The organism is Flavobacterium sp. ASW18X (assembly GCF_005144745.1).
Classification (GTDB): domain Bacteria; phylum Bacteroidota; class Bacteroidia; order Flavobacteriales; family Flavobacteriaceae; genus Croceivirga.
On record NZ_SWKK01000008.1, the window covers coordinates 56,762 to 73,784 of the forward strand.

Here is a 17,023-nt window from a genome sequence, read left to right on the forward strand (position 1 = left end):
ATCAAACGTTTTCGTGCTTAGCTTATAACGTTTCTAAATAAGGTGTTTTGCGCTGTTTAAAACTTGTTAAAAACTTGATCCTGCCGTAAATTTGCTAGTAAAACTTATAACTAATGAGTGGATTGATAAAATCTTCAATTGCCAGAAAGCTAGTGATGGCCCTTTCTGGACTTTTTCTTGTGGTTTTTCTTACCCAACACTTTGTCATCAATTTTACTTCTGTTATAGCGCCAGAAACTTTTAATGCGTGGTCTCATTTTATGGGGTACAACCCATTAGTGCAATTTGTATTGCAACCCATCTTGATTGCTGGGGTTGTTATTCACTTTGTGATGGGCTTTATCTTAGAAGCACAAAATAAAAGTGCCCGCGGGGTTTCTTACGTTAAATACAACGGAAGTGCCAATGCATCTTGGATGTCTAGAAATATGATTTACACGGGCTTAGTGGTATTGGCTTTCTTAGGCTTGCATTTTTACGACTTTTGGGTACATGAGATGGCCTACAAATATGTAGAAGTTAAAGTGGAAGACCCTACAAGGTACCATGCGGAAACAGTTGAAAAGTTTGCGCCAATTTGGAGAACGGTACTTTATGTAATTTCTTTTGTACTACTAAGTCTTCACCTATGGCACGGGTTTGCTTCCTCTTTCCAGTCTATGGGAGTAAACAACAAGTACAGCCCGGTTATTCAAAAAATTGCTAAAATATTTGCGGTGGTAATTCCATTGGGCTTTGCCTTTATTGCTATTTACCACCATCTTAACCCAATAACACATTAATCATATGGGAGTATTGGATTCCAAAATTCCATCTGGGCCGTTGGCCGACAAATGGACAAAACATAAAAATGATATTAATCTGGTTAACCCAGCCAACAAACGTAACATTGATGTTATTGTTGTAGGTACAGGTCTTGCCGGAGGTTCTGCTGCAGCTACTTTAGCAGAACTTGGTTATAACGTAAAAACTTTTTGCTACCAAGATTCACCAAGAAGGGCGCACTCTATTGCCGCACAAGGTGGTATTAATGCAGCAAAAAATTACCAAGGTGATGGGGATAGCCCTTATCGCTTGTTTTATGACACCATTAAAGGTGGTGATTACCGTTCTAGGGAGGCAAATGTTTACCGTTTGGCAGAAGAATCTGCCAACATTATTGACCAATGTGTAGCGCAAGGGGTGCCTTTTGCACGTGAGTACGGTGGTTTGTTAGACAACCGTTCTTTTGGTGGTGTATTGGTATCTAGAACTTTCTACGCTAAAGGACAAACAGGACAACAATTATTGTTAGGTGCTTATGCTGCCATGAACCGCCAGATTAATCGTGGTAAGATAAAGTCTTACACCCGTCATGAAATGATGGACTTGGTCTTGGTAGATGGTAAAGCTAGAGGTATTATTGCAAGAAACTTAGTAACAGGAGAAATAGAACGTCATTCTGCACACGCAGTAGTTTTAGCTACTGGTGGTTACGGCAATGTATTCTTTTTATCTACCAATGCAATGGGTAGTAATGTAATGGCAGCTTGGAGAGCACACCGCAGAGGAGCTTTCTTTGCCAATCCTTGTTTTACGCAAATTCACCCAACCTGTATTCCGGTATCTGGAGAACATCAGTCTAAATTAACTCTGATGTCAGAGTCTTTACGAAACGATGGTAGAATTTGGGTGCCAAAGAAAAAAGAAGATGCAATTGCCATACGTGAGGGCAAATTAAAACCAACACAGTTAGCAGAAGAAGATAGAGACTATTACTTGGAGAGAAGGTATCCTGCATTTGGCAACCTTGTACCTAGAGATGTAGCTTCAAGAGCTGCTAAAGAGCGTTGCGATGCTGGTTTTGGAGTGAATAAAACAGGAGAAGCAGTATATTTAGATTTTGCTGCTGCTATTCAACGTTACGGTAAAGAAAAAGCGTTGACTTCTGGTATTAAAAATCCAGATGCAGCAACTATTACCAAATTAGGAGAAGAAGTTGTGGAAGCCAAATATGGTAACCTATTTCAGATGTACGAGAAAATCGTTGATGAGAATCCGTACAAAACTCCGATGATGATTTACCCAGCGGTACATTACACCATGGGCGGTCTTTGGGTAGACTACAATTTGCAAACCACCATTCCGGGTTGTTATGCCGCGGGTGAAGCTAACTTTAGCGATCACGGTGCTAACAGACTTGGTGCTTCCGCCTTAATGCAAGGTTTAGCTGATGGTTATTTTGTATTGCCTTATACCATTGGAGATTACTTATCTGATGATATTAGAACTGGAGCAATCCCAACAGATTTACCAGAATTTGAAGCAACAGAAAAAGCCGTTCGTGAACGTTTAGAGAAACTTAAAGCGGGTTCTGGTCAAAATTCCGTTGATTACTACCACAAGAAATTGGGTAAAATCATGTGGAACAAATGCGGTATGGCTCGTAACGAACAGGGTCTTAAAGAAGCCATTGAAGAAATTTCTGCCTTGAGAAAAGACTTCTGGGAAAACGTAAGAATTCCTGGGGAAATCAATGCTAAAAACGCCGAACTAGAAAAGGCAGGTAGAGTAGCCGATTTCTTGGAATTGGGTGAGTTGTTTGCAAAAGATGCTTTAGAAAGAAACGAATCTTGTGGCGGTCACTTTAGAGAAGAGTACCAAACCGAAGAAGGAGAAGCATTAAGAGATGATGAAAACTTTAAATATGTAGCAGCTTGGGAATACAAAGGCGAGCCTAAAGATGCCCAACTACATAAAGAAGATTTGGTGTACGAGAATATAGAATTAAAGACAAGATCTTATAAATAAAATTGCTATGAAATTATTTCTAAAAATATGGCGTCAAAAAGATGCCAGTACCAAAGGACAGATGGTAGACTACACCTTGGACGGGGTAGAAGGCGATATGTCCTTTTTGGAAATGCTTGATATCTTAAATGAAGATCTTATCAACAAAGGTGAAGAGCCTGTAGAATTTGATCACGATTGTAGAGAAGGTATTTGCGGTACGTGTTCCTTACAAATTAATGGAGAACCTCATGGTCCAGATAGGTTGGTAACTACTTGCCAACTACATATGCGTAAATTTAATGATGGGGATACCATAGTTATTGAGCCATTTAGAGCTAAAGCTTTTCCGGTTATTAAAGATTTAATTGTAGATAGAAGTTCTTTTGACCGTATACAGCAAGCAGGCGGGTATATCTCTGTAAACACCTCTGGTAATACGGTAGATGCCAACGCAATACCAATAGAAAAGCAGGCTGCAGATTCTGCAATGGATTCTGCTACTTGTATTGGTTGTGGTGCCTGTGTAGCCGCTTGCAAAAATGCAAGTGCTATGTTGTTTACTTCTGCAAAAGTATCTCAATTTGCACAACTACCGCAAGGCCGTGTAGAAGCTACAGACCGCGTAATGAACATGGTAAGACAAATGGATTTAGAAGGTTTTGGTAACTGTACCAATACCGGAGCTTGTGAGATAGAATGTCCTAAAGGTATTTCTTTAGAGAATATAGCTAGAATGAATAGAGAATATTTAGCTGCTAGCGTAAAAGGATAATTCTACAAATCATTTAAAAATAGGCCTGAATTGCAATTGTGATTCAGGCTTTTTTATGCACTTAAACGAAAAAATAGCTAAGCGTTCCCCGTTTAACGAGAAAAAGCAATAAAAAACCCGAAGGTTTAGTACATTCGGGTTAAAGCTTTTCAAGGGAAGTTTAGTTTGGTTCTTATAACATAAATAGTTTTTTAACCAACCTCATGAATCCGCTTAAAAAATCGGTGCGGTAAATCTGTATATCTTCTTCCATAGACACAGATTCGTGGTTAAACTTAGAAATCATTATTAAGGGTTTTTCAAGGTTAATTTGGGATTTTTTTCACACTTTTCAAATTTATTAACGAACTACTTTTCCACAAATTATATGTTGTAAGGCATTTCTTATTTGTTGTGAACTCTAATAAAATCAATATTTATAAGCAATCTTTAAGATACACAAAGAAAAAAAGTGCATAAAACTCAGTATAAATCATATTTAACACCGTTCTAATTATAACTATACAATTTTTTAACGTTTTTTCTGTTTATTATTAGCAAACCAAATTAACAAACTAAATATAACCAGTATCATTGGTCCCTACTATCGATGAAAAACCAGCTACACCCTCTGTTGCGTTCTCAGCTCGCTGCGTATGCCGCAATGCAACCGCAGACAGATATACCAGAAGAGTTTTTAAGCATTATAAGCAATACCTATTACACCCAAGAAAACCGACAAATACAGGAGTTAAGCGCTGTTGCCATGGGGTTAGACCCCAAGAAGCACCTAGAACAAAACATCCAAGCGATTGTAGATAATTTAAAAGAAGTCATATTTGAAACCGATTTAGAGGGCAACTGGCTCTATTTAAGTCAAGCCTGGGAAGGCCTTACTGGTTTTAAAACAGAGGATTGTTTAGGAAAACCCTTTTTTCAATACCTCACCTATTTAAAATCTAATGACCGCATAAAGTTAAAGCAACTGTTAACTACAGACTTTGACCGGTATACCAAAACTATAGAAGTCCTTACCATCAATAATAATAGACGATGGTTAGACATTTCTTTAAAAAAGAATTATGACCCAAATGGGCGACCCACTGGATGTATTGGTACTATTTGGGATGTTACTGCGCAGAAACAGGTTGAACGTGCCTTAAAACGCTCTAAAAATAAGGAAATACAAGCCAATAGAGCCAAAGATGAATTCTTATCTACCATCAGTCATGAAATCAGAACACCGCTTAATGCGGTGATTGGCATTACCCATCTATTGCTTTTAGAAAATCCATCAGAAGAACAATTAGAAAACCTAAATGTTCTAAAACACTCTTCTGAACATTTGTTGTCCTTAGTTAATGACATTTTAGACTTTGCAAAAATTGAAAGTGGCCACATAGAAATAGAAACCGAACGTTTTAATCTATGGAGTCATATAGAGAGTTTACGTACAACTTATGGCAACCAGGCAGAAGATAAAGGCATACGGTTTACCGTGAATCAGGATAAACAAATACCAGAATATCTTATTGGCGACTCTACTCGATTATTCCAAATACTAACCAACCTAATCAGTAATGCGATAAAATTTACAAGAGAAGGTGAAGTAGCACTAAATATTAGGCTAGAAGAAACAAAAGAAGAAAGCATAATCATTGCCTTTGAAGTTATTGATACTGGTATAGGTATTTCTACGGAAAAGCAGGAAACTATATTTGATGCTTTTTCACAAGCAAATTCTAGCACCACTAGGGAGTACGGCGGCACAGGATTAGGTTTGACTATTTCCAGAAAATTGTTAGAATTAATGGGCAGTACAATAGCCTTAAAGAGTGAAATTGATGTTGGTTCCGTATTCAGTTTTCAATTAGAATTCAAGACCAATACGCAAGATTACATTCCGACACATACATCCCAACTAAACCTTGATGATACCAATTTGGACGGATTATCAATATTAGTTGCAGAAGACCACAAGGTAAACATTGTAGTTATTAAAAAGTTTTTAGCCAAATGGAATGTAGCTGTAGACATTGCGGAAAATGGATTGATTGCTGTACAGAAGTGCGAAGAAAACCAGTACGATGCAATATTTATGGATTTACAAATGCCCATAATGAATGGTTATGAAGCAACAAAGATTATCCGCCGTAAAAATCTAAATATTCCAATTATTGCACTATCTGCCTCTGCAGAAGTGAATGTGAAGAAAGAAATAGCCATTTTAGGTATGGACGGGCACATTAGCAAACCCTTTAACCCAAATACCTTACGCACATTTTTGCAAAACATAAAAAAAGCGAAGGTAGATGGGTTAGTACATCCTTCAATGTGGAAGAAAAACTAGTTTAACATTTCTGGAATATCACCTTGGATAATAAGATGGCCTTCTGTTGCCGCCTGTATTTCTTCTACAGAAACATTAGGCGCTCGCTCTAATAATTTAAAGCCTTGTGGCACTACTTCTAGTACCGCTAAATTGGTTACAATTTTTTTTACGCAACCTACGCCCGTTAATGGCAAGGTACAGCGTTTTAAAAGTTTAGATTGTCCTGCCTTGTTAGTGTGCATCATCGCAACAATAATATTTTCAGCAGACGCCACCAAATCCATAGCACCCCCCATGCCTTTAACCATTTTACCTGGAATCTTCCAATTAGCGATATCACCATTTTCTGCTACTTCCATAGCTCCTAAAATAGTTAAATGAACATGCTTACCCCTAATCATCCCAAAACTTGTTGCTGAATCAAAAAAAGAAGCACCTGGCAATGTTGTAATCGTTTGTTTACCCGCATTGATGATGTCTGCATCTTCCTCTCCATCAAAAGGGAATGGTCCCATACCTAATACGCCATTTTCACTTTGGAATTCCACCTCAATATCCTCTCTAACCAAATTGGCTACCAAAGTAGGTATACCAATACCTAGATTTACATAATAACCGTCTTTTACCTCTTGGGCAATTCGTCTCGCAATTCCGTTTTTATCTAGCATTTTCTATGGGTCTTACGGTTCGTTGTTCTATTCTCTTTTCGTAGTCAGCACCCTGAAAAATTCGCTGAATAAAAATTCCTGGCACATGTATTTGGTTAGGATCTAAGTTCCCTGCAGGGACTAATTCTTCTACCTCTGCAACCGTAATTTGTGCAGCCCCGCACATACATGGATTAAAATTACGAGCAGTACCTTTAAAAATAAGATTACCTGCCGTATCTCCTTTCCAAGCTTTTACAAACGCATAATCTGCTTTAAAAGCTTCTTCTAGAACATACATCTTACCATTAAATTCTCGTGTTTCTTTACCTTCTGCTACCTCCGTTCCGTATCCTGCAGGTGTATAAAATGCTGGAAAACCTGCTTGTGCTGCCCTACATTTTTCGGCTAAAGTACCCTGAGGGGTAAGTTCCACCTCTAATTCTCCACTTAGCATTTGGCGCTCAAACTCATCGTTTTCTCCCACATAAGAAGAAATCATTTTCTTAATCTGTTTTTGCTGTAAAAGCAACCCCAAACCAAAATCGTCTACACCAGCATTATTAGAAATACAGGTTATGTCTTTAATTCCAAGACGGACCAACTGTGTAATAGCGTTTTCCGGTATTCCACAAAGGCCAAATCCCCCAAGCATAAAGGTCATTCCATCCTTTACACCCTCAAGGGCTTCTTCCACAGAGGATACAGTTTTATTTATCATAGTTTAGTTAATTCCTAAAAATCTAAATCCTCAATATCGTCCTCTACATCTGTATCTTCTTCTACCTCCTTTTGATATTTAGCACAATCTACTTCTATAGACAAGTCTTCTGGCTTATCAAAAGGATCCTTAGACACTCCTAGTTCTTCATTTTCATAATTCGCCTTCATATACATACCCCATATAGGTAATGCCATAGACGCGCCTTGACCATAAGTAATGGATTTAAAATGTGTTGCTCTTTCTTCTCCCCCTACCCATACTCCAGTAACCAAATTGGGCACCATACCCATAAACCAACCATCACTTTGGTTTTGTGTAGTTCCGGTTTTACCAGCAATTGGGTTAGATAGGTTGTAAGGATAGCCCGTTATAATTTCTTTATAAAGTGTAGCATTCTTATTGTAGGAATGTCTTAGTCTAGCACCAGAACCAAATTGTGTAACCCCCTCCATTAAATTAACCATGGCATAGGCAACATCTTTGCTTAATACGTCTTTAGTTTCTGGCACATACTCATATAGTACTGTTCCGTTTCTATCTTCTACACGCGTTACCATAACAGGTTTTACATAAACTCCTTGGTTCGCAAAAGTACCATAGGCACCAACCATTTCATAAACGCTCATTTCTGATACTCCTAAAGCTATGGCAGGGACTTCTGCAATTTCTCTAGTAATACCCATATTTTTACCGATACGAGCCACAGAACCAGGACCTACTTGGTCTATCAATTGCGCTGTAATGGTGTTTACCGAGTTAGCCAAAGCCTCCTTTAAAGTTAGCTTTTTCCCTGAATATTTACCATCAGAATTTTTAGGGCACCATGCATCTGGATTACCATGTTTTAAAGGCTCTATACAATATTGACTATCTGGCAACTGGTCACAAGGAGATAAACGCAACTGATCAATAGCTGCAGCGTAAACTAAGGGTTTAAAGGTAGAGCCCGCTTGTCTGGCTCCTTGTATAACGTTATCATATTGAAAGTGCTTGTAATCTACACCACCAACCCAGGCTTTTACATGACCTGTCTGAGGCTCCATAGACATCATTGCTGTACGCAAAAATGTTTTATAATACCGAATGGAATCTAGCGGAGTCATTATAGTATCTTTCTCGTACGAATCTGAATTCCAGTCAAAAACCGTCATTTCTGTTTTTTTCTTAAACGAGGCTCGGATTTCGTTTTCGGATTTGCCTTGACTTTTAAGCGTTCGCCATCTACTAGAAGATTTCATGGCACGCTCCATTATATTATCTATCTCATAATCCGCTAAATCTAAAAATGGTGTTGTAGGATTACGTTCTGGCGTATTTTGCACAAAAAACTCAGTTTGCAACTTTTTCATATGTGCTTCTACAGCATTCTCTGCATTTTGTTGCATTCTAGAATCGATTGTAGTATACACCTTTAGACCGTCTAAATAAATGTTATACTTTTCACCATCTGGCTTTGGGTTTTCTTTCACCCATTTATTAAGCCATTTTTGCATATACATTCTAAAATAAGTAGCCAGGCCCTCTCTATGTGATTCTGGATTAAAATTTAAATCCATCTTTGTTTTCTGAAGAGAGTCCTTTTCTTTTTCTGAGAGGTATCCGTATTTAGCCATTTGAGCCAACACCGTATTTCTACGATTAAAAACTAATTCTTCTCTCCTAATAGGATTGTAATAGGAGGAGTTTTTTAGCATCCCAACCAACATGGCAGATTCTTCAGTTTTTAAATCTTTAGGTTCTTTACCAAAATAGATTCTAGAGGCAGAACGTATACCATCCGCATTGTAATGAAAATCATAGATGTTTAAATACATCGCAATGATTTCCTCTTTGGTATAGTTACGTTCTAATCTAGTAGCTAGCACCCATTCTTTTAATTTTTGTGTGATTGCTTCGAACTTATTTCTTGAACGTACTCCAACAAACAATTGTCTGGCCAATTGCTGACTTATAGTACTAGCTCCACCTTTGCTACCTAAGTAAGCAACTGCTCTAAACGTACCCCTTGCATCTATACCAGCATGATCAAAAAAACGCGCATCTTCTGTAGCTACCAGCGCATTTACCAAATTCTTTGGCAATTGGTCATAAGGTACAGGCGTACGATTATCTTCTAAATAAAATTTACCTAGTGTTTCGCCATCAGAAGAAATGATTTCCGTAGCCAAATTTGTTTCTGGGTTCTCTAAATGTTGGTACTCTGGCATTGGACCTAAGGCACCCCAAGATGCCAACAAAAAAGGCGTAATGGCCAGTAAAATACCAATTAAAAAAAGTATCCAAAACCATTTTATAAATTTAAAATAGCTCTTTTTAGGGGTGTTTTTTGCAGTTGCCATGCCTATTTAATCGTTTCTATTTGTAATCCAACATCTGTGATTCCCGTGAGGTCTTCCACGCCATTTACGCTTCCATTTTTACGCATGGCATGTTGCACCTTTAAAGTATATACGCCAGAACTAGAAAAATTGATGTTCTCTTTTAGCCAAAGTTTACTTTCTTTAACGCTACCAGTACCTCTGCCTAACCATTCTCCTGTAGGTTGTGCCATTTTATATTCTAGGGTATCTACCAAAACTTGGTCATTTGGCTGTTGCAGTTCTGTAATTAAAAATAAATTACTGAACTCGTAGGTGTCATCGTTTCTTATATTGAGAAAAAGCTGGTATGTAGCCGTTGTATCTAGCTCTTTAAAAGAGAAAGTAAGGGTGTCTTTACTTTTCCAAACACCATTATTTAAAGCAATATACTCTGTATGAGCAATGTTAGTATTACATGCCAATAAAAGCAAAGCTAAACCAATAAGTAACAGGCTATTTTTCATTCTTTGCTGCAGGTTTGTTATTTCTTCTTCTCTTCCCTTTAGTTTTATTATTGGTATTTCTCCTTTTTTTGTTTTTATGCCGCTTTGGTTTATCAAATCTGGTTAGACTATCTTGCCCTACAACGTTTTCAAAAACCAATTTTTCTGCACGCTGTTCATCTACCTGAGCATAAGCCTCAAGACTTTCTATCTTCTCGTCTTTTTTATTTAGTTCCAATATTTCTATGACCTGCTCTTTCTTTAAAGCATGCCAGTTAGAGGCATCTCCCTTATAAGCAAACCACAGTGTTTCTTTAAAAATATCTACTTTTTGGCAAAAGGCGATTCCTTTCTCTGTCATTAATTTACTGTCTTGTGCCGGGAAATCTTGCAGTGCTTCCAAGTACATATCTAACTCGTAGTTTAAACAGCATTTTAATTTTCCACATTGCCCTGCTAGTTTTTGTGGATTCAGGGCTAACTGTTGGTATCTGGCAGAAGCAGTACTTACCGACCTAAAATCTGTTAACCAAGTAGAACAACATAATTCTCTACCACAAGAACCTACGCCTCCTAAGCGCTGGGCTTCTTGCCTGTAGCCTATTTGTCGCATTTCTATACGAATACCAAAGGCTTTGGCCATGTCTTTAATTAGCTGTCTAAAATCTACACGTTCTTCTGCCGTATAGTAAAAGGTGGCTTTAGAACCATCGCCCTGAAATTCTACGTCACTTAACTTCATTTGTAAGTTTAAGCTAATAGCAATTTCTCGCGAACGTTTTTTAATACCTTCTTCTCTGTCCCTACAATTGGTCCAAATTTCAATATCTTTTTCGGTAGCTTTTCTATAGATTTTTGGCAGCGCATTATCTGTGTGGTCTACGTTCTTTTTTTTCATCTGAACTTTAACCAACTCGCCCGTTAAGGTTACCATACCAATATCATGACCAGATTTGGCTTGGGTTGCCACCACATCACCAATGGCTAAGGGGATACCCTCTGCATTCCTAAAGAATTCTTTTCTGCTGTTTTTAAATCTTACTTCTACACAATCAAATGGCTTTTGTCCGTTAGGAAGAGACATATTGGAAAGCCAATCAAACACCGTAAGTTTATTACAACCATCCGTTCCGCAAGTACCATTGTTCTTACAGCCTTTGGGTTGCCCATCCTTACCGGTAGCGCAACTACTACATGCCATAGTATATATCTTGAATCAAGGAATTTTAAATTCCTAGACTAGGGTTCATAAAAAATTGTTGAAAGTAAAGATAGCACTATTTTGTTACTACCCTTGCTAGCGTTTAAACTTTAGCACTTCTGAGCGGCCCTTCTTAAAAATTTTATTGCTTGCTTTTTTACCTTTACGCAGCTCTTTTTGTTCCTCATACGGCAACGCATTTACCTCTTTACAAGCATCAGAACAACAATTGTCCATTTTTTCTTTACAGCTATCGCATTGAATAAAAAGTAAATGGCAAGCTTCATTTGCACAATTCGTATGTACATCACAAGGCGCTCCACATTGGTGGCAGTGCGCAATTACGTCGTCAGAAATACGTTCTCCCCTTCTGTGATCAAAGACAAAGTTTTTTCCTAAGAATTTATTTTCTAAATCGTTTTCTCTAACCTGCCTAGTGTATTCTATAATACCACCCTCTAATTGATACACATTTTTAAAACCTTTGTGTTTGTAGTACGCACTAGCTTTTTCACAACGGATACCACCCGTACAGTACATAACCAGTTTTTTATCTTCTTTGTAGGGTGCTAAATCTGCCTCAATAATATCTAAGGAATCTCTAAAGGTATCTACATCTGGTGTAACTGCATTTTTAAAATGACCTATTTCACTTTCGTAATGGTTCCGCATATCTACCAACACAGTATCTGGGTCTTCTATAAGCTCATTGAACGTTACCGCATCTACGTGAACGCCCTTATCGGTAACATCAAAAGTATTATCATCCAAACCATCTGCTACAATTTTATGACGCACTTTTACCTTTAATTTTAAAAACGATTTATTGTCTTGTTCTATAGCAATGTTTAAGCGTACACCTTCTAAAAAAGTGATGCTATCTAGATGCTTTTTAAACGCATCAAAATTCTCTGCCGGAACAGAAAGCTGTGCATTTATACCTTCTTTGGCTACGTATATACGACCTAGAACCTCTAGGGCATCCCAAGTTATAAATAGGTGATTCCTTAAAATTTCTGGATTACCAATGTGTGCATATTGATAGAAAGAGATAGTAAGCCTATCCTTGCCGGCTTCCTCTATAAGTTTTGCTCTTTCTTCTGCACTTAATTTATTGTACAGTTGCATGCTATACTAATAGTTTAAGTTAAAAGAATATTTTTAATTGAATGCAAAAATACATAAAGTAAGCAGGCCTCCAAAATATTGGACGCCTACTACTTACAACCATTTCTTTTTCATAGAAATATAATCATGGCCAGGATTGACCATGAAATAGAATTTGAGTTAGTCTATTAAAAGATGCTAAAAACTTTAATTGGTTGCGTTGGCTTAAAAAATGATAAAAGGTGGTATTTTAGACCTCTAATTTTCCATGTACTATGAGCAACGATAAAGAAGCAAAATTAAAAGCGCTAAAGCTTACCCTTGATAAATTGGACAAAACCTACGGTAAAGGGGCCGTAATGAAGATGGGAGACAGTGTTGTTGAAGATATTGACATAATATCTTCTGGCTCTTTAGGATTGGATTTGGCACTAGGAGTAGGCGGGTATCCAAAAGGTAGAATTATAGAGATATACGGACCAGAATCTTCTGGTAAAACTACCCTTACCCTACACGCAATGGCAGAAGCACAAAAGGCAGGTGGTATTGCTGCATTCATAGATGCAGAACACGCATTTGACCGCTTTTATGCTAAAAAACTGGGTGTAGATATAGACAACTTAATTATCTCTCAACCAGACCACGGTGAACAAGCTTTAGAAATAGCAGATAACCTTATCCGTTCTGGAGCGATAGACATTGTGGTGATTGACTCTGTGGCCGCATTAACTCCAAAAAGTGAAATAGAGGGCGAAATGGGCGATTCTAAAATGGGATTACATGCTCGTTTAATGTCCCAAGCTTTGCGTAAGCTTACTTCCACCATTAATAAAACACAATGTACTGTTATCTTTATCAATCAATTACGAGAAAAGATTGGAGTAATGTTTGGTAACCCAGAAACTACTACTGGGGGTAATGCCTTAAAATTTTACGCCTCTGTTAGGCTAGATATTAGAAGGTCTACCCAAATAAAAAGTACAGATGGAGAAGTTATGGGTAATAAAACCCGTGTAAAAGTGGTAAAAAACAAAGTAGCACCTCCTTTTAAAACTGCCGAGTTTGATATTATGTATGGCGAAGGTGTATCTAAAATTGGCGAGATTCTAGATTTAGGTGTAGCCTATGAAATTATTAAGAAAAGTGGTTCTTGGTTTAGCTATGGAGATACCAAATTAGGCCAAGGTAGAGATGCTGTTAAAAACTTAATTGACGATAATCCAGAACTAGCAGAAGAACTAGAAGGTAAAATCAAAGAGGCAATAGCTGCTTTAAAGGAATAAAATTTTCCTAAAATATTAGACCTTACGCAACCCCTAAACAAACGTAGCATCTTAATACTGTGAATTTAAGCAGTATGAAGAAGTATGTTTTAGGGGTTTTCTTTTTGGGATTGATATGTATGGCTGGGAGCTGTGATGTAGATACAGGAGAAAACTTTCATTTTGAAGCGCTACAAGTGACAAGTGCTGTAGTTCCTGATACCTTTATATTGAACCAAAACCACAATCTTGAAGTTTCTTTTTTAAGACCAGATGATTGTACGTTTTTTGAAGGATTTGATGTAACTTCAGAAACTGGGGGCTTTAGGTACATTACCGCTGTAGGTTCCGTTATTAATAATGATGAATGCTTAACGGCTAATGATACCGTTAGTGCAAACCTAACGGTAACTCCATTATTGAACGAGACTTATCATTTACGGTTTTTTATCGGCACTGACGCTGCGGACAATACACAATACTTAGAGTTTGATGTACCCGTAAAACAATAAATAGTAATACCAATAAATTACCTAACCAAAATTTTGAGTCTAGAAGAACTCATAAAAAACTGCAAAGCGCGCAAACAATCAGCACAGGAAGAGCTGTATAGAGCCTACTCTAATATACTCTTTGGTATTTGCTTAAAATATTCGCGCAACAAAACGGAGGCAGAAGATAACCTTCATGATAGTTTTATGACCATTTTTGACAAAATTGGACAATACAATCATAAAGGCTCTTTTGAAGGTTGGATTAAACGAATTACCATAAACACAGTTTTACAGAAATACAGAAAAGACCGCTATTTAGATGTGGTTACGGATAATTTGAAGGAAGAGGAAGTAGATGTAGAAGACAATTTTCCCAGTATAGATTTGGCGACCCTGTTAAGTTACATACAAGAACTGCCAAATAGGTACCGCATTACATTTAACCTTTACGTTTTAGATGGCTACTCTCATAAGGAGATAAGCGAAATGCTCGGAACCACTATTGGAACGTCTAAATCTAATTTAGCACGTGCCAGAATGATTCTTAAAGAAAAATTAGAAAAAGAAAATATAAATATTGCATAGCTAGATTATGAAGCAGAGGAATAATTTGGACGATATTTTTAAGGACAAACTAAAAAACTACCAGGCTCCCCCAGATGATGCCGTGTGGAATAAAATTCAGGCGTCTTTAAATGAAAAAAAGAAAAAACGAGTGATACCCATTTGGTGGCAAATTGGTGGTGTCGCGGCTGTTTTACTTATTACCCTTTTAGTGTTCAATCCATTTAAATCATCAGAATTGATAGAAGAGGAACAACTAAGGATAACTAGCACCAAAGAATTAGACGAAGTCAAAACCAAGGTAGATGATTCCTTGGATAATAAAGACAGCATACTGGTCATAGATTATACAAGCACAAACAACACCCAACAACGTAAAGAGGATAACCCTACTGTAAAACAAGGTGAGTATACCTCTAAACCCTACAATAACTCTTCAAAAAAATTTACAAATCTAAACTCTAAAACTAGTGGCATAGTTCATCAAGAAAAAAAGCAACTATCCAAAGCCCCTTTAAATGGCAGCGCTAATAATCCAACGGTCAATGCAATTGTAAGCAATCAAGATAAAAGCACTCCAAGAAATTTGGTTGAAGAAAAAACAAACCAAAATAAAATAACTATCAAAAATTCTGAGCAAGTATTACCATCTGTAGACAATCCTAATACCAACAAGACTACAGCTATTGTTCAAATTGATAAAGAAACTTCAGAAGATAAGCTAGACAAAGCCGGAAAAGACAAGAAATCTATTTATGATGTCCTAAAAGAGCAAGAAGAAAAGGCAATTACAAAGACAAACTCAGATAAAAAATGGTCTATTGGGCCTTCCATTGCCCCAGTATATTATAATAGCTTAGGAGAAGGCTCTCCTATACATTCTGCATTTGTCAGCAATACTAAATCTGGCAATCTGAATCTAAGTTACGGTTTAACAGTTTCTTACAACATAAATAAAAAGCTACAGTTGCGTTCTGGCATACATAAGGTAGACTATGGTTATGATACCAATGAGGTTGCATTTTCCCCTAACGCTCGAGCTTTTTCTGTAGGACAAATAGAAAATATAAATTACGAAAATACCGCTCGTTCCATTGTGGTAACTAGTAGTAAAAATAATGTTTCTGCAATAAAAGACAATCCAGAAATTGCGAGTAATGAAGTTGCCCCCCTAGAAGGCAGCATGGCACAACAAATGAATTATTTAGAAGTTCCTATGGAACTAAATTACGTATTAATTGACAAAAAGTTTGGTTTAAATCTAATAGGTGGCTTTTCCTCTTTGTTTTTACTAGATAATGCGGTTTCTCTAGAGTCTAACAATTTGGTGACAGAGGTAGGCGAAGCGAATAACGTAAATGACATTAATTTTAGCACCAATATTGGTATTGGATTAGACTATAAAATAAGTCCTGCACTTAAATTTAATTTAGAACCCATGTTTAAATACCAATTAAACACTTTTGAAAATAGCGCTGGTAATTTTAAACCCTATGCGGTAGGAGTTTACAGTGGATTACAATTTAAGTTTTAAAGAAGTTGGTTAGGTTGGTCGTTATGCGGCGAACTTTAAGCCCCACTTGGTAGTAAGGTGGGGCTTTTTAGTTGATTTCTGTTAACATCAGTGCTCTTATTTCATTCTTTATGATATTGGTATCTTCTACACTTAATTGGTCGGTAGCTCTGAAAGGGAAAATTTGCACTCTTAACATTCCTGGTGAACCCCCAAAAACTTCCCACGGCAATCTCTTTTTACAATCATAAAAAACCATTGGAACAATTGGTATATTATGCCGTATTGCCATTCTAAAGGCACCGTCCTTAAAGGTGTCTAATCTCACCTCCTTTTCTGGCACACCACCTTCTGGAAAAATACATATGCTTAACCCTTGGGATAATCGCCCCTGCACCGCTTTATAAACCGCAGCTCTGCTTTTGGCATTAGAACGGTCTACCAAAATACAAACGCGCTTATAAAAGAATCCAAATACGGGAATTTTTGCTAGTTCTGCCTTACCAACAAAAACAAAAGGGTTTTTACTTACATAAAGCATCAGCATAATATCTAACATACTGGTATGATTGGCCACCAACATGTAATTATTATGTTCTTCTAAATGTTGTTGCCATTTAATTTTGGGCAACATTCCCATACCAAATAGTATAAATTTAGCCCAAATGTTACGAGCCAGCCAATAAAACTGACGGTATGTTTTTTCTGATAAGGTTGTTAACAAGAGTAAAGGCGAAAAAATAAGCATAGGCAATGCTACTAATAGATAGAACCATATTCTGTAAAGCAAAAAACCTATATTTTTTAAAAATTTCAACATCATACAAAAGTAACCAAGCTACTAAAAATTTGG

At 37.2% G+C, this 17,023-nt stretch carries 15 protein-coding genes; 8 read left to right on the top strand and 7 right to left on the bottom strand.

Annotated features, from left to right (window positions below; genetic code table 11):
- The first annotated feature begins 113 nt into the window (after positions 1-113).
- From FBT53_RS05750 to FBT53_RS05765, 4 genes are all read left to right on the top strand, one after another.
- Positions 114-782, top strand: a complete 669-nt coding sequence (locus tag FBT53_RS05750; RefSeq protein ID WP_136950221.1) for a succinate dehydrogenase cytochrome b subunit — start codon at positions 114-116, stop codon at positions 780-782.
- Between the two features lie 4 nt (positions 783-786).
- Entirely contained in the window at positions 787-2,790 is a 2,004-nt protein-coding gene (locus FBT53_RS05755; protein WP_136950222.1) for a fumarate reductase/succinate dehydrogenase flavoprotein subunit, read from the top strand.
- A 7-nt stretch (positions 2,791-2,797) separates the two neighbouring features.
- A complete protein-coding gene (locus tag FBT53_RS05760; RefSeq protein ID WP_136950223.1) occupies positions 2,798-3,544 on the top strand; it encodes a succinate dehydrogenase/fumarate reductase iron-sulfur subunit in 747 nt (248 codons plus the stop codon).
- A 589-nt stretch (positions 3,545-4,133) separates the two neighbouring features.
- Positions 4,134-5,873, top strand: coding sequence for an ATP-binding protein (locus FBT53_RS05765; protein ID WP_136950224.1), 1,740 nt, complete (start codon positions 4,134-4,136; stop codon positions 5,871-5,873).
- Here FBT53_RS05765 and FBT53_RS05770 read toward each other — a convergent pair.
- The 6 genes from FBT53_RS05770 to FBT53_RS05795 form a co-directional block, all read right to left on the bottom strand.
- Positions 5,870-6,523 carry a 3-oxoacid CoA-transferase subunit B gene (locus FBT53_RS05770; protein ID WP_136950225.1) on the bottom strand — a complete coding sequence of 218 codons (654 nt, stop codon included), beginning with the start codon at positions 6,521-6,523 and terminating at the stop codon, positions 5,870-5,872. The two genes, FBT53_RS05765 and FBT53_RS05770, sit on opposite strands and share 4 nt — an antisense overlap.
- Complete coding sequence (locus FBT53_RS05775) at positions 6,513-7,223, bottom strand: CoA transferase subunit A (RefSeq protein WP_136950226.1); 711 nt, start codon at positions 7,221-7,223, stop codon at positions 6,513-6,515. Before FBT53_RS05775 ends, FBT53_RS05770 begins: the two co-directional genes overlap by 11 nt.
- A 14-nt stretch (positions 7,224-7,237) precedes the next feature.
- The gene (locus FBT53_RS05780) at positions 7,238-9,565 is read right to left on the bottom strand and encodes a penicillin-binding protein 1A (RefSeq protein WP_136950227.1); all 2,328 of its coding nucleotides are present in this window, start codon (positions 9,563-9,565) and stop codon (positions 7,238-7,240) included.
- 2 nt (positions 9,566-9,567) lie between these two features.
- Complete coding sequence (locus FBT53_RS05785) at positions 9,568-10,050, bottom strand: gliding motility lipoprotein GldH (RefSeq protein WP_136950228.1); 483 nt, start codon at positions 10,048-10,050, stop codon at positions 9,568-9,570.
- Positions 10,040-11,230 carry a regulatory iron-sulfur-containing complex subunit RicT gene (locus tag FBT53_RS05790; protein WP_136950229.1) on the bottom strand — a complete coding sequence of 397 codons (1,191 nt, stop codon included), beginning with the start codon at positions 11,228-11,230 and terminating at the stop codon, positions 10,040-10,042. The genes FBT53_RS05785 and FBT53_RS05790 overlap by 11 nt, the downstream gene beginning before the upstream one ends.
- A gap of 96 nt (positions 11,231-11,326) precedes the next feature.
- Complete coding sequence (locus tag FBT53_RS05795) at positions 11,327-12,358, bottom strand: rhodanese-related sulfurtransferase (protein WP_136950230.1); 1,032 nt, start codon at positions 12,356-12,358, stop codon at positions 11,327-11,329.
- Between the two features lie 254 nt (positions 12,359-12,612).
- On the opposite strand from FBT53_RS05795, the gene recA reads away from it, so the two are divergent.
- From recA to FBT53_RS05815, 4 genes are all read left to right on the top strand, one after another.
- Positions 12,613-13,620, top strand: a complete 1,008-nt coding sequence (gene recA / locus FBT53_RS05800; protein WP_136950231.1) for a recombinase RecA — start codon at positions 12,613-12,615, stop codon at positions 13,618-13,620.
- Between the two features lie 74 nt (positions 13,621-13,694).
- Complete coding sequence (locus tag FBT53_RS05805) at positions 13,695-14,111, top strand: hypothetical protein (RefSeq protein ID WP_136950232.1); 417 nt, start codon at positions 13,695-13,697, stop codon at positions 14,109-14,111.
- Positions 14,112-14,144: 33 nt separating this feature from the next.
- Complete coding sequence (locus FBT53_RS05810; protein WP_136950233.1) at positions 14,145-14,678, top strand: RNA polymerase sigma factor; 534 nt, start codon at positions 14,145-14,147, stop codon at positions 14,676-14,678.
- A 7-nt stretch (positions 14,679-14,685) separates the two neighbouring features.
- Positions 14,686-16,191 carry an outer membrane beta-barrel protein gene (locus FBT53_RS05815; protein ID WP_136950234.1) on the top strand — a complete coding sequence of 502 codons (1,506 nt, stop codon included), beginning with the start codon at positions 14,686-14,688 and terminating at the stop codon, positions 16,189-16,191.
- A gap of 67 nt (positions 16,192-16,258) precedes the next feature.
- On the opposite strand, the gene FBT53_RS05820 is transcribed toward FBT53_RS05815, so the two are convergent.
- Positions 16,259-16,990, bottom strand: a complete 732-nt coding sequence (locus FBT53_RS05820; protein WP_136950596.1) for a 1-acyl-sn-glycerol-3-phosphate acyltransferase — start codon at positions 16,988-16,990, stop codon at positions 16,259-16,261.
- Positions 16,991-17,023 lie beyond the last annotated feature (33 nt).